General features: G+C 56.8%; 19 protein-coding genes. 16 read left to right on the top strand and 3 right to left on the bottom strand.

Annotated features, from left to right (window positions below):
* The first annotated feature begins 4 nt into the window (after positions 1–4).
* The 6 genes from ccmE to GS646_RS08540 all read left to right on the top strand — a co-directional run bounded on the left by ccmE (position 5) and on the right by GS646_RS08540 (position 5,125).
* Complete coding sequence (gene ccmE / locus GS646_RS08565; RefSeq protein ID WP_171183037.1) at positions 5–451, top strand: cytochrome c maturation protein CcmE; 447 nt, start codon at positions 5–7, stop codon at positions 449–451.
* Between the two features lie 149 nt (positions 452–600).
* The gene (locus GS646_RS08560; protein ID WP_171183629.1) at positions 601–1,212 is read left to right on the top strand and encodes a holin-associated N-acetylmuramidase; all 612 of its coding nucleotides are present in this window, start codon (positions 601–603) and stop codon (positions 1,210–1,212) included.
* Positions 1,203–1,781: a holin family protein gene (locus GS646_RS08555; protein ID WP_171183039.1), complete on the top strand. Its 579-nt coding sequence runs from the start codon at positions 1,203–1,205 to the stop codon at positions 1,779–1,781. Before GS646_RS08560 ends, GS646_RS08555 begins: the two co-directional genes overlap by 10 nt.
* Before the next feature lie 75 nt (positions 1,782–1,856).
* Positions 1,857–3,821 carry a heme lyase CcmF/NrfE family subunit gene (locus GS646_RS08550; RefSeq protein WP_171183040.1) on the top strand — a complete coding sequence of 655 codons (1,965 nt, stop codon included), beginning with the start codon at positions 1,857–1,859 and terminating at the stop codon, positions 3,819–3,821.
* Positions 3,818–4,273 carry a cytochrome c-type biogenesis protein gene (locus tag GS646_RS08545; protein WP_171183042.1) on the top strand — a complete coding sequence of 152 codons (456 nt, stop codon included), beginning with the start codon at positions 3,818–3,820 and terminating at the stop codon, positions 4,271–4,273. Before GS646_RS08550 ends, GS646_RS08545 begins: the two co-directional genes overlap by 4 nt.
* Before the next feature lie 75 nt (positions 4,274–4,348).
* On the top strand, positions 4,349–5,125 hold the full coding sequence (locus GS646_RS08540) for an enoyl-CoA hydratase-related protein (protein ID WP_171089843.1): 777 nt from the start codon (positions 4,349–4,351) through the stop codon (positions 5,123–5,125).
* A gap of 6 nt (positions 5,126–5,131) precedes the next feature.
* Here the strand turns inward: GS646_RS08540 and bmt are convergent, their stop codons facing one another.
* Positions 5,132–6,145, bottom strand: coding sequence for a betaine--homocysteine S-methyltransferase (bmt, locus tag GS646_RS08535; protein ID WP_171183043.1), 1,014 nt, complete (start codon positions 6,143–6,145; stop codon positions 5,132–5,134).
* A gap of 121 nt (positions 6,146–6,266) precedes the next feature.
* Positions 6,267–6,584 carry a DUF1476 domain-containing protein gene (locus GS646_RS08530; protein ID WP_171089847.1) on the bottom strand — a complete coding sequence of 106 codons (318 nt, stop codon included), beginning with the start codon at positions 6,582–6,584 and terminating at the stop codon, positions 6,267–6,269.
* Between the two features lie 187 nt (positions 6,585–6,771).
* On the opposite strand from GS646_RS08530, the gene purC reads away from it, so the two are divergent.
* The 7 genes from purC to GS646_RS08495 all read left to right on the top strand — a co-directional run bounded on the left by purC (position 6,772) and on the right by GS646_RS08495 (position 16,289).
* The gene (purC, locus tag GS646_RS08525) at positions 6,772–7,527 is read left to right on the top strand and encodes a phosphoribosylaminoimidazolesuccinocarboxamide synthase (protein WP_171646897.1); all 756 of its coding nucleotides are present in this window, start codon (positions 6,772–6,774) and stop codon (positions 7,525–7,527) included.
* 237 nt (positions 7,528–7,764) lie between these two features.
* Positions 7,765–7,995 carry a phosphoribosylformylglycinamidine synthase subunit PurS gene (purS, locus tag GS646_RS08520; RefSeq protein WP_117872765.1) on the top strand — a complete coding sequence of 77 codons (231 nt, stop codon included), beginning with the start codon at positions 7,765–7,767 and terminating at the stop codon, positions 7,993–7,995.
* Positions 7,996–7,999: 4 nt separating this feature from the next.
* Complete coding sequence (locus GS646_RS08515) at positions 8,000–9,043, top strand: zinc-dependent alcohol dehydrogenase family protein (protein WP_171183045.1); 1,044 nt, start codon at positions 8,000–8,002, stop codon at positions 9,041–9,043.
* 11 nt (positions 9,044–9,054) lie between these two features.
* Positions 9,055–9,723 carry a phosphoribosylformylglycinamidine synthase subunit PurQ gene (purQ, locus tag GS646_RS08510; RefSeq protein ID WP_171183047.1) on the top strand — a complete coding sequence of 223 codons (669 nt, stop codon included), beginning with the start codon at positions 9,055–9,057 and terminating at the stop codon, positions 9,721–9,723.
* Positions 9,724–9,792: 69 nt separating this feature from the next.
* Positions 9,793–11,538 carry an ATP-binding protein gene (locus GS646_RS08505; protein WP_171183049.1) on the top strand — a complete coding sequence of 582 codons (1,746 nt, stop codon included), beginning with the start codon at positions 9,793–9,795 and terminating at the stop codon, positions 11,536–11,538.
* A 12-nt stretch (positions 11,539–11,550) separates the two neighbouring features.
* Positions 11,551–12,885, top strand: a complete 1,335-nt coding sequence (locus GS646_RS08500; RefSeq protein WP_171183050.1) for a sigma-54 dependent transcriptional regulator — start codon at positions 11,551–11,553, stop codon at positions 12,883–12,885.
* Positions 12,886–13,382: 497 nt separating this feature from the next.
* The gene (locus tag GS646_RS08495; protein WP_171183052.1) at positions 13,383–16,289 is read left to right on the top strand and encodes a ribonuclease E/G; all 2,907 of its coding nucleotides are present in this window, start codon (positions 13,383–13,385) and stop codon (positions 16,287–16,289) included.
* Between the two features lie 48 nt (positions 16,290–16,337).
* Here the strand turns inward: GS646_RS08495 and GS646_RS08490 are convergent, their stop codons facing one another.
* Positions 16,338–16,571: a sulfurtransferase TusA family protein gene (locus tag GS646_RS08490; RefSeq protein WP_171646899.1), complete on the bottom strand. Its 234-nt coding sequence runs from the start codon at positions 16,569–16,571 to the stop codon at positions 16,338–16,340.
* Between the two features lie 106 nt (positions 16,572–16,677).
* Between GS646_RS08490 and GS646_RS08485 the strand changes: the two genes are divergently transcribed.
* The 3 genes from GS646_RS08485 to GS646_RS08475 all read left to right on the top strand — a co-directional run bounded on the left by GS646_RS08485 (position 16,678) and on the right by GS646_RS08475 (position 20,053).
* Complete coding sequence (locus GS646_RS08485; RefSeq protein WP_171089861.1) at positions 16,678–17,430, top strand: cytochrome c biogenesis CcdA family protein; 753 nt, start codon at positions 16,678–16,680, stop codon at positions 17,428–17,430.
* 62 nt (positions 17,431–17,492) lie between these two features.
* Positions 17,493–18,707 (top strand): hypothetical protein, encoded by a 1,215-nt coding sequence (locus GS646_RS08480; protein WP_171183054.1) that lies wholly within the window; start codon positions 17,493–17,495, stop codon positions 18,705–18,707.
* A complete protein-coding gene (locus GS646_RS08475) occupies positions 18,704–20,053 on the top strand; it encodes a cytochrome P450 (protein WP_171646908.1) in 1,350 nt (449 codons plus the stop codon). Before GS646_RS08480 ends, GS646_RS08475 begins: the two co-directional genes overlap by 4 nt.
* Positions 20,054–20,125 lie beyond the last annotated feature (72 nt).

The raw sequence follows: 20,125 nt of genomic DNA, 5'->3' as shown, positions 1-20,125 counted from the left end.
CGGTATGAAAACGCTCAAAAAACGTCGTCGAGTACAAGTCATTCTGGTAGCGGTCGTTGCCTTGGTGGCATCGACGGCTTTGATTGGGTGGGCCTTGCAGGATGGCATCAACTTTTTCCGTTCACCCAGCGAGGTGATTGCCGAGCCGCCGAAACCGACCGAGGTTTTCCGCATTGGCGGGCTGGTGGAAGAAGGCTCGATCATTCGTGGGCAGGGTGAAACCGTGCATTTTGTGGTTACAGATGGGGGCGAGAGTGTCCAGGTTTCGTTTACAGGTGTCCTGCCGGATCTGTTTACCGAGAATCAGGGTATGGTTGGCACCGGAAGTTATGTGAACGGCGTGTTCGAAGCGACTGAAATCCTTGCCAAACATGATGAAACCTACATGCCGAAAGAGGTTATGGACGCGCTGAAAGAGCAAGGCGTTTATAAAGAGGCGGAGGGAAGCTGAACGCAGCTGCGCTGCGTGCCTCTGGCAGAGGTATTTTTGAACAGAAGAAGCGGGGCGTTGCGCGCAATAGGCGGGCAGCGCCCTTTGCAATTACCGTGTTGTAAGTTGTTTGCAGGACCGTTGCTCTGATCAACGAGTTGGGGAAGATGATGCAAACGGTTCGGCAGATCGCGAAAGAGATCGTGGCGCGGGAAGGCGGGTTTGTGGATGATCCGGACGATCCCGGTGGGGCCACAAAATATGGCGTAACCATTCACACCATGCGGCGTTTGGGATTGGATTTGAATGGCGACGATGTGGTTGACCGACGTGATGTGCATGGATTGACCCAGCGGCAGGCGGTCGAGATATTCGTACGTCAGTACTTTGTGAAGCCAGGCATCTCGCGGTTGCCTGATCTACTGCAGGCTTCGGTCTTTGACATGTATGTGAACGCCGGGGCGCAGGCGATAAAGATCCTGCAGCGGTTGTTGCGGGACATGGGATTCAACGTGGCGGTGGATGGAGTAATTGGTGCCAAGACCGCAGCAGCTTGCGAAAAAGCAGCGCAACCGGAGCCAATTGCTTTGCGGGATGCCTACGGGGTGGCGCGGCGGAACTACTATTTTCGCCTTGCTGATCGGCGACCGGCCTCGAGGAAATATGCGCGCAGCCGGTCGGGGGGCAAAGGTGGCTGGATCAAACGCGCAGAAGAGTTTTTGTCAGAGCGATACCATCTTTCTGACGCCGAGTTTCAGGGAAGGGTTGCGGCATGGGGTTGATCTCGGGTGTTTTGGCGCTTTTGTTCGGGAACGGGCGGAACGCGGTTCGGGAAACCGTTGAGATTTACCGTGAGAACACTGAAGCAAGTGCGCAGAGAGGTGCCGAGGCGCAAGCGCAGGCCATGTTGCAGTTTGGAGGCGAGTTTCAAACTGCGCAAAAAGGATCATTTGACCGATTCATGGATGGGGTAAACCGGTTGCCGCGCCCGGCTTTGGCCTTGGGAACATTGGGTTTGTTTGTGGCCGCCATGGTGGACCCGTTGTGGTTTGCTGCAAGGATGCAGGGCATGGCCTTGGTGCCAGAGCCCATGTGGTGGTTGTTGGGTGTCATCGTGTCCTTCTATTTTGGGGCGCGGCATCAGTTGAAAACGCAAGAGTTTCAGAAGGATATCAGTGCGACCATGCTGCAATTGCCTGCTGTTCTGAACAATCTCGAGCAGCTGCGCGAACTGCGCAGCGATAGTCCGGGCGCTGCAGGTCCCGGATCAGGTTCCGCTTTGTCGCAGGATATTACGCACCCCGATGCCAACCCGGCGCTGGATGATTGGCGCAAGCATCGCAGGGCGTGACCCGCGACACTATGTGCCCCCGGATCGGGCGAAAGTTATTGGCCCCCGGATTGGCCCCGGAGTATATTCCGGGGCATGATTACAGAACTCGGCCACTTCGCCCTTATCCTCGCCTTCTTTGTCGCCATCGTGCAAAGTGTCGTGCCCTTGATCGGGGCTTCTAAACGTTGGGCCGGATGGATGGCATTTGCCGAACCCTCGGCCATCGTTCAGTTCCTGCTGACGGCATTTTCCTTCGGTGCGTTGATCTGGGCTTTTGTCGTGTCGGATTTTTCCCTGAGGATCGTGGTTGAGAACAGCCATTCGGCCAAGCCGATGATCTACAAGATCAGTGGCACATGGGGGAACCACGAAGGATCCATGTTGCTGTGGGTGTTGATTGTCACCTTGTTTGGCGCATTGGCCGCGTTCTTTGGAGGTGGGTTGCCGCCGACGCTCAAGGCCCGCGTGCTGGCGGTGCAATCGTCTATAGCGGTAGCGTTTTTTGCCTTTATCCTGTTCACGTCGAACCCGTTTGACCGACTTGCAATTGCGCCGTTTGACGGGCGCGACCTGAATCCGCTGTTGCAAGACCCGGGTTTGGCGTTTCATCCGCCCTTTCTGTACCTCGGCTATGTCGGGCTGAGCATGGCGTTCAGCTTTGCCATCGCAGCCCTGATCGAAGGGCGTGTCGATGCAGCATGGGGGCGTTGGGTACGGCCCTGGACATTGGCCGCCTGGGTCTTTTTGACCATTGGTATCGCGCTGGGGTCGTGGTGGGCTTATTACGAATTGGGCTGGGGCGGGTTCTGGTTCTGGGATCCAGTCGAGAATGCGTCGTTCATGCCCTGGCTTCTGGCAGCCGCTTTGCTGCACTCTGCCATCGTTGTGGAGAAGCGCGAAGCGCTGAAAAGCTGGACTATTCTGCTGGCGATTATCGCGTTCGGATTTTCACTGATCGGCACGTTCATTGTGCGTTCGGGTCTTCTGACTTCGGTTCATGCCTTCGCCACCGATCCCGAGCGCGGCGTGTTTATCCTGATGATCCTGGTTTTCTTCATTGGTGGGGCGCTGACATTGTTTGCCGCGCGTGCCCAAGCGATGGAGGCCAAGGGCGTCTTTGGCATGGTCAGCCGCGAAAGCGCTTTGGTGGCGAACAACGTTTTGCTGGCCGTCAGTTGCTTCGTTGTTTTTGTGGGCACCATGTGGCCCATGGTGGCCGAGATGATGTTCGACCGGAAGCTTTCGGTCGGAGCGCCTTTCTTCAACGCTGCATTCTCTCCGTTTATGGTGCTACTCGGGCTGATCCTGCCGATCGGTTCGATGCTTCCTTGGAAACGTGGAAGGATTGGAAAGACGGCTTGGTCTCTGCGTTACGCCTTTGGGCTGGCGCTGGCGATTGCGTTGCTGGTTTGGGCGATGCAGACTGGACGCAGCGCGTTGGGGCCGGTGGGTCTGTTCCTTGGGGCATGGATTACGTTTGGTGCCGCCATAGATTTGTGGAGCCGCACGGGCCGCAACGGCAGCCTGAAACGCCTGTTCCGCCTGCCGGGTGCAGATTGGGGTAAAGCGGTCGCGCATACGGGTCTGGGCGTCACCATCTTTGCCGTGGCTGGTCTGACCGCTTGGGAGGCCGAAGATATCCGCGTCGCGCAACCCAATCAGCCCTTTGAGGTAGGGCAGTTTACCCTGACACTGCAAGACGTGCGATTGGTTGAAGGGCCGAACTATTTCTCGACCACGGCTGATGTTCTGGTTGAAAAGAATGGACGGCCGATTGGGACACTTCACCCTGAAAAGCGGGACTATCCGGTTGCCCGCATGCCCACGACCGAGGCCGCGATTGATTACCGTTTCCTGGGTGATCTTTACGTTGTGATCGGTGATCAACAGGCAGATGGGGGCTGGGTCATGCGCACCTATATCAAACCGTTCGCGAACTGGATCTGGGCTGGCTGCATCCTGATGTCGCTTGGCGGTATCCTCAGCTTGTGTGACAGGCGGTTCCGGGTGGCTGCAGGGGCGCGAAAAACACCGGTTGGCGGAGTACCCGCAGAATGAAACGCCTTGTACTGATCCTGATGATGCTGGCGACACCCGTGTTCTCGGTGCAGCCGGACGAGGTTTTGGATGATCCTGTGCTGGAACAACGGGCTCGCGATCTCAGCACCGGATTGCGTTGCCTTGTTTGTCGGAACGAAAGCATCGACGAAAGCAACGCCGATCTGGCGCGTGATTTGCGTTTGTTGCTGCGGGAACGTCTGGTTGCAGGTGATACCGACGAACAGGCCATCGCGTTTATCGTGGATCGCTACGGTGAATACGTTCTGCTTAAGCCGACCACCAGCGGCTCGAACCTGTTCCTTTGGCTCGCTGGCCCTATCATGCTGTTGATTGCGGCTGGGGTTGGGCTGAACTTTCTACGCACCCGTGCCAAAGCTCATGCGTCAGTTGAAAGCACGGCGCTGAGTGAAGACGAAAAGGAGCGTCTGCGCCGAATTCTTGAAGACTGACGTTTGGTTCTGCCTTTACCTTCTTGTTTGGGCCAGTAAGTGTTCGAAAACGCTTGGCGCGACGGGAGGGTTTTCATGCATTACGAAACAGTTGTTCTGGACATTACGGACGGTCTGGCGGTTCTGACCTTGAACAGACCTGACAAAATGAACGCTCTGACAACTCAGATGCGCGCTGAAATTACCCATGCAATGAAAGACGCGGCAACCCGAGCCCGGTGCATCGTGATCACCGGCGCTGGTCCCGCTTTTTGTTCCGGGCAGGATCTGGGCGATGCCTCTTCAACCGGCAAGATCGATCTGGAGCGGTCTTTGCGCGACGAATACGAACCAATGCTGGAAACGATCCACAGCTGTCCGGTTCCCACAATTGCGGCTGTAAACGGTGCTGCGGCCGGGGCAGGGGCGAACCTCGCCCTTTGCGCGGATGTTGTGATCGCAACTGAAAGCGCCTATTTCCTGCAAGCCTTTGCGCGGATCGGTTTGTTACCGGATGCCGGAGGAACCTGGTTCATGCCGCGCCAGATGGGGCTGGCCAAGGCGATGGGTGCGGCGTTGTTCGCCGACAAGATCAGCGCGCAACAAGCGGATGACTGGGGCTTGATCTGGGAATCTGTACCTGATGACAATTTCGCAGCGCATTGGCGGAAACGGGCAGAATATCTGGCCAATGGTCCGACAGCAGCCTACGGCGCGATCAAACAGGCCATTCGTGGAACTTATGAAAATACACTACCTCAGCAGCTTGCGACCGAAGCGCATCTGCAGGGCGAATGTGGTCGCTCGCGCGATTTCGCCGAAGGTGTGGTGGCTTTCATGGGAAAACGCCCTCCGAAATTCGAAGGGCGCTAATTCACTTCAGGCGCGGCGGCGGCGGCGCGTGCGGCGTTCAGGGACAGCCTCGTCGCCCGTTCCATCAGAGGCCGATGTAAACGGACCTAACGCATCAGTGATCTGATCCAAAGTCGGGCGTTCGCCGCGCGAGGTGGTATCCAAAGCTTCACGCATCTTGCGCAGGTGATCTGGCATTGTTCCGCAGCAACCGCCAATGATTGTCGCGCCGGCATCGCGTGCCATAGCTGCATACTGGCCCATAAGTTCGGGCGTGCCGTCATAATGGATGTGACCATCCACGTATTTCGGAATGCCCGCGTTACCCTTGGAGATCAGAGGACGCTCTGTGCCTTGCGCTGCAAAGCCCAGAATTGTGCGCAAAATGTCTGATGCGCCGGTTCCACAGTTTGCACCAAAGGCGATGGGTGGGTTGGACAGCGTTTCGACTATTTGCGCCAAATCGGCCGAGGTCACACCCATCATTGTGCGCCCAGCGGTATCAAAGCTCATCGTGCCACACCACGGCATGTCAGCCAGTGCAAATGCTTCGGCCGCGGCTCGGAACTCCTCAGGGGCGCTGATGGTTTCCACCCAGAGCACATCAACACCGCCTTCTTTCAGCGCTGCTGCTTGTTCGTGGAACATTTCCACCGCGTCGGAATGCGTCAGGCTGCCGACCGGTTCCATGATTTCACCAGTTGGTCCAACAGATCCTGCAACCACGACGGGACGCCCGGCCTTGTCTGCCACCTCGCGTCCGAGTTCAGCACCGATGCGGTTTAGCTCGCCCACGCGATTCTGAGCTTCGTGCAGCTTGAGCCGTGCGGACGTACCGCCAAAGGTGTTGGTCAGAAACAGGTCACTGCCCGCATCCACCGAACCCTGATACAGCGCCCGGATCTTGTCGGGGGCGTCCACGTTCCAAAGTTCGGGCGCGTCACCAGACTGCAAGCCCATGTTGAACAGATTTGTTCCGGTCGCACCATCAGCCAAAATGGCATCTTTGGTTTCCAGAAGCTTGCTCAGCGCGTTTGTCATTGGGTTATTCCAGAAAAAGGCGCAAAACGCCGTTAAAAATAGAGACGCCCCATGTCACATGACAGGGGCGTCAAATCAAATTCATAAAACTCATGAAGATCATGAGCTGTGTAAGAAAAACTTAGTCGGCCTCGCTCATGACCTGAGCTTTGGCTTCGGGCAGAATCTCGGCCATCTTGGCGCGGATTTCTTCGGCCGAAGACAAATCACCCAGATCACCGGCGACTTTGCGGACAACGTCTTCGTGTCCGGCTTCTTCGAAGTCGGCGACTACTACGGTCTTGGCATATTCTTCGGCTTCTGCGCCGGATTTGCCCAGCTTTTCTGCCGCCCACAGGCCCAGCAGTTTGTTGCAGCGGGCCTGTGCCTTGAACTGCATTTCTTCATCATGGGCAAACTTGGCTTCAAAGGCGTTTTCGCGTTCGTCGAACGTGGTCATTGGGTGAGGACCTCTTGGGTTACATCTTCTTTCCTGATGATATGACCATACGACGTCCCGGGCGCAAGGTATTTGCGCTGCGTCAAAGCCTCTCGGGTACATGAACTTGCGGGAAAAGAGTGCTTGCACTATGAGGACGCCAACGAGAGGGGACTCATTCCCTTTGCTCAGACTGGAAAGGTCGCTTATGGCGCGTCGCAAGAAAATCTACGAAGGCAAAGCCAAGATTTTGTATGAAGGCCCCGAACCGGGCACGATCGTGCAGTATTTCAAGGATGACGCCACAGCATTCAACGCTGAAAAGAAGGATGTGATTGACGGCAAAGGCGTGTTGAACAATCGCCTGTCCGAGTTCTTCATGAACGGCCTGACCCAGATCGGTATTCCGAACCACTTTATTCGCCGCCTGAACATGCGCGAACAACTGGTGCGTAATTGCGAAATCGTTCCGTTGGAAGTGATCGTTCGAAACTATGCCGCCGGATCGATGTCTAAACGTCTGGGCATATCCGAAGGGACACAGCTGCCGCGCCCGATCGTTGAATATTGCTATAAAGACGATGCGCTGGGTGATCCTCTGGTCACCGAAGAACATATCGCTGCCTTTGGCTGGGCCAGCCAGCAGGACATGGACGATATCCTCAGCCTAGCGCTGCGCGTGAACGACTTCATGAGCGGTGTGATGCTGGCGGTTGGTATCCGCCTTGTGGACTTCAAGATCGAAATCGGACGCATTTTCGAAGGGGATTATCAGCGTTTGATCGTGGCTGACGAAATCAGCCCTGACAGCTGCCGCCTTTGGGACATCGAAACCGGTCAGAAGCTGGACAAAGACGTGTTCCGTCGTGACCTGGGCAATCTGACCGATGCGTATTCAGAAGTTGCGCGCCGTTTGGGTGTGCTACCGAATACCAATGTCACCAAGCCGACACTGATCAACTGACCCGTTCTGGGAACTTTTGTTTCAACTAAACTGCGCCGCGGCAAAAATCGCGGCGCATTTTTGGTTTTTGCGGTCTCGACAGGTTCATCTGTTGATTATCAACCAAAAGAGTTGCTTTGCGTGATGACAACTGCGGCAAACTGCTTGGGAAACAGGGTTGTCGAAAACGGTCAGGCACGCTATCCCCCGCGCAACGAAATGGGCCATGGATAGCGGCCCGAAGGTGGAGTTGCCAAAATGAAAGCACGGGTTCATGTGATGCTCAAGAACGGGGTGCTGGACCCGCAGGGCGAAGCAGTTCGGCACGCATTGGGCGCAATGGGCTTTGATCAGGTCGAAGGTGTCCGTCAGGGCAAAGTGATTGATCTTGAACTGGCCGATGGCGCGACCGAGGCAGATGTGACCGAAATGTGCGAAAAGCTGTTGGCCAACACCGTCATCGAACGCTACGAGATCGAACTGGTCTGATCGAATGCGGGCCGCGCGTCTGATCACCTACCGTCAACCGCTTGAGGTTGCGACCGTGCCCGATCCCGAACCCGCCGAAGATGGTGTTGTGGTTCGGGTTTTGGCGTGTGGCGTGTGCCGATCCGATTGGCATGCATGGTCAGGCGCGGACCCGGACGTAATCCTTCCGATGACACCCGGTCATGAATATTGTGGTGAGGTTGTCGCGGTCGGTTCTCGGGTCACCCGCTGGCGGGTGGGCGACAAGGTCATCGCGCCGTTCATTCTGGCTTGCGGACATTGCGCAGACTGCGCGCAGGGGCACCAGACAATCTGTAACGACCAGATTGTTCCTGGGTTCACCTGTGATGGTGCTTTTGCGGAATATATCGCTGTGGCCCATGCGGATGCGAACCTCACAACATTGCCCGATAGCATTGCGCCCGAAGTTGCTGCAGCCTTGGGGTGTCGTGTGACAACGGCCTGGCAGGCTTTGGTCGGACGGGCGCAGGTTCAGGGTGGGGAATGGATTGCTGTCTTCGGCGGCGGCGGTGTTGGGATTTCCACGCTGCTTTTAGGCAAGGCCCTTGGCGCAAGGGTCGTCGTGGTCGACATTGCGGATGACAAGCTGAGCTATGCACAGTCTTTGGGGGCTGATGCGGTTGTCAATGCCACAACATGTGATGCGCCGCAGGCAGTAAAAGACATCACTGGCGGCGGCGCGCATGTTGCCATCGAGGCTTTGGGCATCGAAGTCACAACTGTGTCGGCGATGCGGTCGCTGCGCAAAATGGGCCGCATGGTGCAGATCGGCATGCCGGCCGGGGATCACACGCAGATGGCTTTGCCGATGGACGTGCTTTATTCCGGCCAGCTTTCTATTTTCGGAACGCGGGGCATGCCAAGCTGGCGCTATCCGTCTTTGTTGTCGCTGATCGCAGGGGGCAGGATTGACCTGAGCCCGCTGGTCACGCGCAAAATAACTCTTAACCAGGTGAGTGCTGAGCTTGCCGCCTTTGACCACCCAACCCCTCCGGGCGTTGCAGTGGTTACAGATTTTGTCTCGTAGGAGGGCCCGCCATGCGCGCAGCCGTAATCGTATTCCCCGGATCCAACTGTGACCGAGACCTCGCCGTCGCCTTTGAGCAGGCCGGTTTCAAGGTTGATATGGTTTGGCACAAAGACGCGGCCTTGCCCGACGGTGTTGATATCGTGGGCGTACCGGGTGGCTTTTCCTATGGAGACTATCTGCGCTGCGGTGCCATCGCCGCCAAATCTCCGATCTGTAAGGCGGTGGTCGAGCATACCGAACGCGGCGGCTATGCCGTGGGTATCTGCAACGGGTTTCAGGTTTTGACGGAAACCGGCATCCTGCCTGGCGCGTTGCTGCGCAATGCCGGTCTGAAATACATCTGCAAAACAGTGGGCTTGAAGGTCGAAACAAGCGACAGCGTGTTTACCGGGGGCTATAATGCAGGCGACGTGATCGGTATCCCAATCGCGCACCATGACGGCAACTACTTCGCGGATGACGAAACACTTGCGGCCCTAAAGGATCAGGATCGCATCGCGTTCACCTATACCGAGAATCCCAATGGCTCGGTCGGCGACATCGCTGGCATCCTGTCCGAAAACCGCCGAGTAATGGGGATGATGCCTCATCCCGAGCGTGCGGCAGATGAAGGGCATGGTGGCACGGACGGAGTGGCGCTGTTCCGCGCATTGTCAGGCGTGTTTGAAGCAGCGTGACTTGAGGTCGCGCGCGCCCGCGCGTAACGTCTGGCCATGAACTCGGACGTGCGATCAGCTTGGTCAAATATGTTGAAACCGCTTCGCGGTGCTCCGCTGGGCTGGCGTTTGCGCGTTGCCGTTCTTGTTTTGCTGCTTGCAACTATTACCACGGTTTGGATTACCAATAGCCTGTTGACCGACAGGTTCACGGAATCAACGCGAAACCGGGCAGAGCTGCGACTGGCCCTGTATTCCGGTAACCTGCTGAGTGAGTTGCGTCGAAACTCGATCGTGCCACAGTTGCTGGCACGAGACCCGACCCTGATTTCAGCGCTGCAATCCAGTGATTATACGTTGTCGACCCAGCGCCTGATTTCCTTCGTTGAAGAAATTGGCGCGGCCTCGCTGATGCTTTTGGACAGCGATGGTCGAACCGTTGCCGCAACGGATCGGAACAAGCTGGGTGAAGGGCACAGAAATACAGCTTATTATGTGGATGCCATCCGGTCTAATGCCACGATCTTTTCGGTCATTCCCAGGGACTCCGGCGGATACAGCTTCGTCTATTCCCGGCGACTGGAAAACGGATCGGAAATTTTGGGGGTCATCGTTGTCGAGGTCGACCTTCAGAAATTCGAACGCGCCTGGGCCGGTATTTCGGACGCGGTGATGGTCACCGACAGTACCGGAACCATTATCCTGTCTACCGAGCCCCGCTGGCGTGGGTTGGAAGAGAGCACGGCGATGCTGCGGCAACCGCCGCAGGGTGCAATTCAACGCGCTATTCGGGCTACAACCGATTGGACGGCTTTGCCACCGGATGCCTACCTGCAAGGCGAGGCCGTGATGCGCATGGAAACACGCATCCCGTTCCGGGGTTGGCAAATGACGTCGTTCACCACCTTTGAGTCGATCCGCGAAAAGGTGAACAGCGTGCTTGCTCTGGAAATCATGGGATTTGCGATTCTTCTGGCGCTGACGTTTTATGCGCTCAGCCGTCGGGCGACCCTTCGCATGGCGCTGTTTCAGCGCGAGTCGGCAGAGCTTCGCGCATTGAACGCACGGCTACAGCGGGAAATTGCTGAGCGGGAACGGGTTGAAAAGACGCTGGATTTGGCGGAACAGACCCTTGCGCAAAGTTCGAAATTGGCCGCCTTGGGCGAGATGTCGGCTGCGGTAAGTCACGAGCTTAATCAACCTCTGGCTGCAATGAAAACATATCTCGCCGGGGCGCGTCTGTTGTTGCGGCGCAACCGACCGGAAGAGGCGCTTGCCAGCTTTGGACGCATCGACGGTCTGATCGAGCGGATGGGTGCGATCACGCGCCAGCTCAAGTCTTATGCCCGCAAAGGGGCGGATGCGTTTTCGCCTGTAAACCTTGGTGAAGCGCTGGCCTCGGCCTTGTCCATGATGGAGCCGCAACTGCGTCAGCGTCATGTGAAGATCACTCAGATCCTGCCGGAAGAACCTGTCATGGTGATGGGGGACCGGATGCGGATCGAGCAGGTGATGGTCAACCTCTTGCGAAACGCGCTGGATGCCACCAAATCGGTAGCAGAGCCGGATGTGGAAATCATCCTGGCGGCGGGCGACATGGCGGTTCTGACCGTGCGGGACAACGGGCACGGTATCGAGGATATCGAGAACCTGTTCGAGCCGTTCTATACTACCAAACAGCCTGGCGACGGGGTTGGACTGGGGCTTGCCATCTCGTCGGGGATCGTGAACGACCATGGGGGACGGCTGACTGCGCGCAACGGCCAATATGGTGGCGCGGTGTTTGAAATGCAGTTGCCAGCACTGGGAAGCGACGGCCTTGAGGCCGCGGAATAACGAGGAATGACTATGGCACAGGCCATGAAAATTGCCATTGTGGATGACGAACAGGACATGCGCCAGTCGATCAGCCAGTGGCTTGCTTTGTCCGGATACGACACTGAAACCTTTGCCAGCGCGGAAGATGCGCTCAAGGTTCTGGGACCGGATTATCCGGGGATTGTGATTTCGGACATCAAGATGCCGGGGATGGATGGAATTCAGCTTTTGAGAAAGCTGATGGGGGCCGACAGCACCCTGCCAGTCATAATGATCACGGGGCATGGCGACGTTCCGATGGCGGTTGAGGCGATGCGCGTTGGTGCGTTCGATTTCCTTGAAAAGCCGTTTAACCCTGATCGCATGTCCGAACTGGCCAAACGCGCCAGCAATGCACGCCGTCTGACACTGGACAACCGGGCGCTGCGGCGTGAGCTGTCGGGTGGCACGCAGATCATGAACAAGCTGATCGGTGCCAGCCCGGTTATGGAAAGGCTGCGTGAGGATATTCTGGATCTTGGGCAAGCCGATGGTCATGTATTGATCGACGGCGAGACGGGAACCGGCAAGACGCTGGTGGCGCATGCGCTGCATGCGGTGGGCAGCCGCGCAGGCAAGAAGTTTGTTCTGGTGTCCTGCGCCGCGTTGGAGGAAGACGCGCTGGCCAAGCGCCTTTTTGGCCCGATGATGCCCGAGGATGCGCAACTGCCGGCCATCGAAGAAGCACGCGGCGGGACACTGGTGCTGGAAGATGTTGAGGCGCTGAGCGATACGTTGCAGGCCAAACTGCTGAGCGTGATGAACGAGCAGGGCACCCCTGCTGAAACGCGGATTGTTGCGATTTCGAACCTGCAGGAAGCGGGGAAGACATCCGAAGACGTTCTGCGCCCCGACCTGTTCTATCGGTTGGCGGCATTGCGGATCACCATGCCGCCACTTCGTCAGCGGGGTGAGGACATTCTTACCCTCTTCACGCGCCTCAGCGAGCAATTTGCAGAGGAATATGGCTGCGATGCCCCTCAGGTCAGTGCGCAGGAAGCGGCGCAATTGTTGCAGGCCCCGTGGCCAGGCAATGTGCGTCAACTGATCAATATTGCCGAGCGTGCCGTGCTACAATCACGCCGTGGATCAGGAACGATTGCGTCATTGTTGATGTCCGACCATGAAGAGATGCAGCCGGTGATGACCACCGAAGGCAAGCCGTTGAAGGAATATGTCGAAGCGTTCGAGCGGATGCTGATCGACAATACAATGCGCCGCCACAAGGGGTCGATCGCGTCGGTCATGGACGAATTGTGCCTGCCGCGCCGGACGTTGAACGAGAAGATGGCCAAATACGGACTTCAGCGGTCGGACTATCTTTAACCGTTGCGAATGGGGGCTCTGCCCCCGTCGCCTTTGGCGACTCCCCCGAGGTATTTTAGGCCAGATGAAGAGATCCCGCGCTGCGTCGGCGGTCTTGATGCAGTTTGCCCATTGTCTTTTCCACAGGACTGCTTTTATTGTGTTCGGACGGGCCGGGCCTTTTTAGCGCTCTTAAGTCCCGAATCTTTGAGTTTCGCTGCTTTGCTGCACGTTAATTTCGCTGCGAAGCAGACCGATTGTGCCCCGATTGCGGGCAGTGGAGTACCTGAGCCCGATACGTCGGGTGAAAGGAATAAATGGGCGGGCTGCAGAAACTGCGCCTGTCGGAGAAGAACCGCGATGACGCGCGCGCAACGATTGAGAGACCGGGCAGGGGGCTACAGCGCCAGACCCTGCCGCGCGCCGTCTGATATCGCCCTGACAAGACACCTCCCCAAAAGCGCCTGTCCGCCTGGACAGGTCAGGACAACGCGTTTGGCGCGGTGCACCAAGGAAACATGGCTAAGAAAATGCTTATCGATGCCACCCACGCGGAGGAAACCCGCGTCGTGGTGGTCGACGGAAACAAGGTCGAGGAGTTCGATTTTGAATCCGAAAACAAACGCCAGCTTGCTGGCAACATCTACCTTGCAAAAGTAACACGGGTTGAGCCGTCGCTGCAGGCGGCGTTTGTCGACTATGGTGGGAACCGTCACGGATTCCTAGCCTTTTCGGAAATTCATCCGGACTACTATCAGATCCCCGTCGCCGACCGTGAGGCGTTGATGGAGGAAGAGCGCGCTTATGCCGAGGCGATGAAGGCGCGTGACGAAGCCGAAGAAGCCAAGCCCAAAAAGCGGCGGTCTCGGTCGCGTTCCAAGGCGGCAGATGTGAAGTCGGACGATCCGGTTGAGACAATGGAGGTTTCGACCGAGCCAACCGGTATGGAAACCATCGATTTGGCCGATGGCGAAGATGCAGATGCAGAGGTGCCCGAGGGAACCTCTCCGATGGAGATCGTGGCTGAAACACCGGTAGAAGAGCCGGAAGACAGCGATGCGACTTCGGCAGAAACTGCGTCAGATAACGCGGCAGAAGAATCTGCTTCTGAGGTGGAAGACACGTCTGCATCGCCCGAAGAAGCCGGCGACGACACAGGTGAAGTCAGTAAAGACGCTGGTGAGGCCTCAAGCGATGAGACAGAAGTAAGCGCAGAAGCTGATAGCGCATCGGCAAATGAGGCAGGGACGGAGGCGGTTGCTTCTGACGATGTTGAGACCTCGGGTGAAGCTGCTGCAGATGCAGACGGCGATCAGGGTGCGGAAGACGAGGATGCTGAAGGCAAGAGCGCCGATGCCTCGTCGAAAGACGACTCGATTGAATCTGTAGCTGACGAAGATGACAGCGAAGACATCCGTCCGCCACGCAAACCGCGCCCGCGTCGTTACAAGATTCAGGAAGTCATCAAGGTTCGTCAGGTCCTGCTGGTGCAGGTGGTCAAGGAAGAGCGCGGCAACAAGGGTGCTGCGCTGACAACCTATCTGTCTTTGGCCGGTCGCTATTGTGTATTGATGCCGAACACCGCGCGCGGTGGCGGTATCAGCCGCAAAATCACCAACGCCGCCGACCGTAAGAAATTGAAAGAAATCGCCGCGGACATCGATGTGCCGACCGGGGCGGGTCTGATCATCCGCACTGCGGGTGCCAAACGCACCAAGTCCGAGATCAAGCGCGACTATGAATACCTGCAGCGTTTGTGGGAACAGATCCGCGCGCTCACGCTGGAGTCGATTGCGCCTGCAAAGATCTATGAGGAAGGCGACCTGATCAAACGGTCGATCCGCGATCTTTACAATCGAGACATTGATGAGGTTCTTGTTGAAGGCGAAGGCGGTTATCGCATCGCCAAGGACTTCATGAAAATGATCATGCCGTCCCACGCCAAGAACGTGAAACGGTACGAAGATGCCCTGCCTTTGTTCGCGCGCTATCAGGTGGAAAGCTATCTGGCGGGCATGTTCAACCCGACGGTTCAGCTGAAATCCGGTGGTTATATCGTGATCGGCGTGACCGAAGCTCTGGTTGCTATCGATGTAAACTCGGGGCGCGCGACCAAAGAAGGCTCGATCGAAGAGACCGCGCTGAAGACAAACCTGGAGGCCGCCGAAGAGGTGGCGCGCCAGCTGCGTCTTCGGGATTTGGCCGGTCTGATCGTCATCGATTTCATCGATATGGACGAGCGCAAGAATAATGCAGCGGTTGAAAAGCGTCTGAAGGACAAGCTGAAAACTGACCGCGCGCGCATTCAGGTGGGCCGGATTTCCGGCTTCGGTTTGTTGGAAATGAGCCGCCAGCGACTGCGACCCGGAATGATCGAGGCCACGACTCAGCCTTGTCCGGCATGTCACGGCACAGGTCTGATCCGTTCGGACGACAACATGGCCCTGTCGATTCTGCGTCAGATCGAAGAGGAAGGCACACGCCGTCGTTCGCGTGAAGTTTTGGTGCGTTGCCCAGTCAGCATTGCCAACTTCTTGATGAACCAGAAGCGTGAGCACATTGCTCAGATCGAAGCCCGGTATGGCCTGTCTGTGCGGATCGAAGGCGACATCCACTTGGTGAGCCCCGATTTCTCGATGGAGAAATTTAAAACCGCCAGCCGGATTGTGCCTGAAGCCACTGCGCCTGTCGTTTCTGTGGATGCGTCTCTGATGGACATGGTGGACTCGTCTGACGAGGAAGAGGTTGAGGAGGAAACCACCCCAACCGAAGATGATGCCAAGCCCAAGCGCAAACGTCGCCGTCGTCGGCGCAAGAAGGGTGGGGGCAATGGTGATGCCGCAGAGCAATCCAACGAAAGCTCCGAAGGAGAGGCGCAGGAGAACGCTTCTGGTGATGCCGCCGATGAAGAAGGTGCGGCTGACGTCGTAGAAGCGGAAGCGGCAGAGGAAGAAAAGCCTGCCAAGCCCAAGCGTAAACGTGCTCCGCGTCGCCGGAAAAAGGACGTTGCGGCCGAGGAAACGGTTGAACAGGCTGAAGCAACTGAAGGAGTTGAAGCTGAGACCGTAGCTGAGGCGCCTGTGGCCGAGGACGCTGCAGAAAACCCTGAGGCCGAGGTGCCCGAGGTGGCTCAGGAACAAGGCGAAACTGTTGAGGTGGAAGCTGAGACTGTTGAGGTTGCACCAGAGGAACCGGTGAACGCCGAAGAGGCCAGTGTCGAGGACGCGCCAGCAGAAGAGACGTCTGGTGTTGTGGAAGAACTTGCGGCGCAAGCGGTTGAAGAGGTCACTGCTGATGAGGTTGAGCCCGCAGTAGAAGCCCCTGTGGAAGAGACACCTGAGCCTGTGCTGGAAACAGTCGCGGAAGAACCGGAACCAGGCCCCGCCAAGCCGAAGCGACGCGGGTGGTGGTCGCTGGGCAAGTAATGAAAAGGCGGGCTGAGGAGCCCGCCTTTTTAGTAATCCGAAGGATTTTTAGACGGCTTTTTGGATCAGATAAACCTGATGCGCCCCGTCAAGTTCCTGAGACAGCAGCGTATGTCCGGCTTCGGAGCAAAAATGTGGAACATCGACGATGGCCGCCGGATCATCGGCCAGCACCCGCAGTACGGCCCCTGCAGGCAAGGATTTAAGCCGTTTGCGGGCTTTGAGGATGGGTAGAGGACACAAAAGCCCAAGGGCGTCCAATGTATCTGTTATATCGGTCATGCATTTCGGGATAGGACCAAGTTGAAATATTGTCCAGATTCCAACCACGAGGATGTGACTGAATGGCCCCGTGACGGATCGACATTCATCACTTATGTGCAGAGGCATGTTCGGAATTGAAATCATAGACGCGGGACTGTTGCCCGCCATGTTTGTCGCGCTGTTGGGTGGCTTGATCAGCTTTCTGTCACCATGCGTGCTGCCCATCGTGCCGCCTTATCTGGCGTATATGAGCGGCGTCACAATCAACGAGATGCAGGACGAGGCCCGTGCGCGGCGCAAGGCAACGATGTCGGCATTGTTCTTTGTGATGGGTCTGTCGACCGTCTTTCTGCTTTTGGGCTTTACCGCGTCTGCCTTCGGGGCGTTTGTTCTTCAGAATCAGGTGCTTTTTGCCAAGCTTTCGGGTGCGGTGGTGATCGTGTTTGGTCTTCACTTCCTGAACGTATTCCGCATCCCGTTTCTGGACCGCGAAGCGCGGATCGATACCGGTGATTCCGGTGGCTCGGTTTTTGGGGCGTATATTCTGGGTTTGGCGTTTGCCTTTGGCTGGACGCCCTGCATTGGGCCTCAGTTGGGTGCGATCCTTTCGCTGGCGGCGAATGAGGCATCAGTGGCGCGTGGTACGGTATTGCTGGGCGTCTACGCGGCGGGGCTGGGTATTCCATTCCTTCTGGCGGCTATGTTCCTGAACCGATCGATGACCGTCATGAACCGCATCAAGCCTTACATGGGTACGATCGAAAAGGTCATGGGTGGATTGCTGTTGTTCGTGGGCATCATGCTGATCACCGGTCTGTTCACACGGTTCAGCTGGTGGTTGCTGGAAACCTTCCCGGCATTGGCAAATTTTGGATGAACCGCTGACCCCCTTACCATGACCTCAAGCCTGCGTTAACCTGAACGGCAGAAGGTAAGGGCATGTGCAGTCAGACAAATCAGCCTCAGGTGCGCAAACGTCGGGTGTTTTACATTCCCGGTTATGATCCGTTTCCGCCCAGACGATACCGGGAGCTGTATCGGTCTGAGTCACAGGCCCAGGCTGAGATTTCCGGCTATGAGATTTCCGTGTCAGCCAAGCCGCGAGCTGACGTCTTTGGCTGGCATGTCACATCGCTTCAGGATGGTGAACGGGTGCACACGGATGTCGATGTGCTGGTCTGGTCGGACATCGTGCGGGACAGCATGACGGGATCGATCCTGTCCACCTATCTGCAACTGGCGCGAACCGCTTGGACCTACATCTCGACGGGTACTCTGCGTCGGTTGATGGGGCTGAGAAAAGGGCCGGTGATTGCTGCGCTATATCCGGTTGGTATGTTGCTTTTACAATTGCTGATCGCGCTGCTGGTTGCGTGGGCGACGGCGAAACTGCTTGTCCCAATTGTTGGGCTGTGGGCTTTGGTACCGGCGGGTGTTCTGGCTTATGCGGTGTTGCGTTGGTTTCGCACAATCGACAACCGGCTGTTTGTCTATTACCTGATGCATGACTACGCATATTCCGCGCAGTTAAAGGGGGAAACTCCGCCGCAGTTGCAGGCGCGATTGGACACATTCCAAGACCTGATCAAAGACGCTTTGACTGAAGAGGTGGACGAGGTTTTGGTGATCGGTCACAGCTCGGGCGCGCATCTGGGTGTGTCGGTGCTGGCCGATCTGATCCGCAATTGTAATGTGCGTGACCAAGGACCGGTTTTGTCGTTTCTGACTTTGGGGCAGGTGGTTCCCATGGTTTCGTTCCTGCCAAACGCACACCGTTTACGCGCGGATTTGCAGTTTCTATCCAAGCAACCCACTGTGGCATGGGTCGATTTTACCGCCCCCGGCGATGGCTGCGCCTTTGCACTATGCGACCCGGTTGCGGTCAGCGGTGTGGGTAGCCCTGACAAGAAATGGCCACTGGTTTTGTCGGCAGCGTTTACTCAAACACTGTCTCCTGAGCGCTGGAAGGCGGATCGCTGGCGGTTCTTCAAGCTGCATTTTCAGTATCTCTGCGCCTTTGACCGTCCGGGTGCATACGATTATTTTCGGATCACCGCGGGCCCCCAAACCTTGGCTGCACGATTTGCCGGGCGCGCGCCTTCACCGTCACGTATTGATCAGCCCGTTTCAAAATACACTACGGTTCACGCATGATCCCGCCAAAACCGACCCCACGCCCAGACAAAGTTTCGCTGTGGCAGTATCTGAGACTGTTTCGGAAAGACCTGCTTTCGGCGCAGCCCCAACGGCTCTATCGCGCATGGATGGCGGAATTTCGAACGCCGTTCTTTAGATCTTACATGGTCAATCAGCCAGAACTGGTTGATCTGGTTTTGAAAAAGAGGCCTGAAGATTTCCCGAAGTCTAACCGGATCAGCGAAGGTTTGCGGCCGCTTTTGGGTGAGTCTGTATTTCTGACAAACGGTGAGGTGTGGAAGCGACAACGTCGTATCATTGATCCAGCGTTCGAAGGCGGGCGGTTAAAAGACACGTTTCCGGCGATGCGAGACGCGTCACAAGCCTGCGCGGATCGGCTGTGCTCCAGTGTTGGAACCGAGGTTGAAGTTGAAGAAATCACCAGCCATGTCGCCGCAGATGTCATTTTCAGAACACTGTTTTCGGTGCCTATCGAACATGAAATCGCAGCTGAAGTATTCCAGAAATTCCACTCCTATCAAAGGCGGCAACCGCTTTTGAACCTTGCGGCTTTTTTGCCTCTGCCACGTTGGGTTCCTCGTCTACATGCCGGCGACACGCGGCGGAATGCGCATGATATCAGGCGTTTGATCCAGAAACTTACAGCGGATCGCGCTTCGGCCATTGCTGATGGGACGGCACCAAACGATCTGGCCACAAAAATCATGACAACACCCGATCCTGCCACGGGGAAGTGTTTTGAAACCGACGAGATGATTGATCAGGTCGCGATCTTCTTTCTGGCGGGCCATGAAACCAGCGCCTCGGCTCTGGCCTGGACGCTTTATCTGCTGGCGCTGTACCCCGACTGGCAAAAGAAGGTCGCGGAAGAGGCGCAGGCAAATCCGGACCCGTCCTTTACGACCATGTCCAGGCTGAACGTCGCCCGAGATGTATTTCGCGAGGCGTTGCGACTTTATCCACCGGTGCCAATGATGGTTCGGGAAACGCAATGTTCTGAACAGTTTCGCGATCGAGAGGTTCCGAAGGGTTCACAAATTGTAGTCAGCCCGTGGCACCTGCATCGGCAAGAACGGCTTTGGGACAATCCCGACGGGTTCGATCCCTCGCGCTGGAAGACAGAGAACGGCAAAACATGTCAACGCAATGCCTACATTCCGTTCTCTGCCGGACCAAGAGTGTGCACGGGGGCGGGATTTGCGATGGTTGAAGGGCCCTTGATCCTGTCGATGCTGTTGCGCCAATTCAAATTCGAAACAATCCCTGGAAAAACGCCGGTTCCGGTGGCGCATCTGACCGTTCGGTCCAAGGACGGGATATGGTTGAGGTTGGTTGAGCGCTAACAAACTACCATCGTCCATCACCGTGCTGTATGCGAGGAATGAAATCGGAATCATTCTTGAACGGGAAATCAT

Origin of the sequence: Ruegeria sp. HKCCD4315, from assembly GCF_013112245.1 — a bacterium.
In the GTDB taxonomy this organism is placed as follows: domain Bacteria; phylum Pseudomonadota; class Alphaproteobacteria; order Rhodobacterales; family Rhodobacteraceae; genus Ruegeria.
The sequence above is the reverse complement of the archived record's forward strand: the minus strand, read 5'-3'. Positions and strand labels throughout refer to the sequence as shown.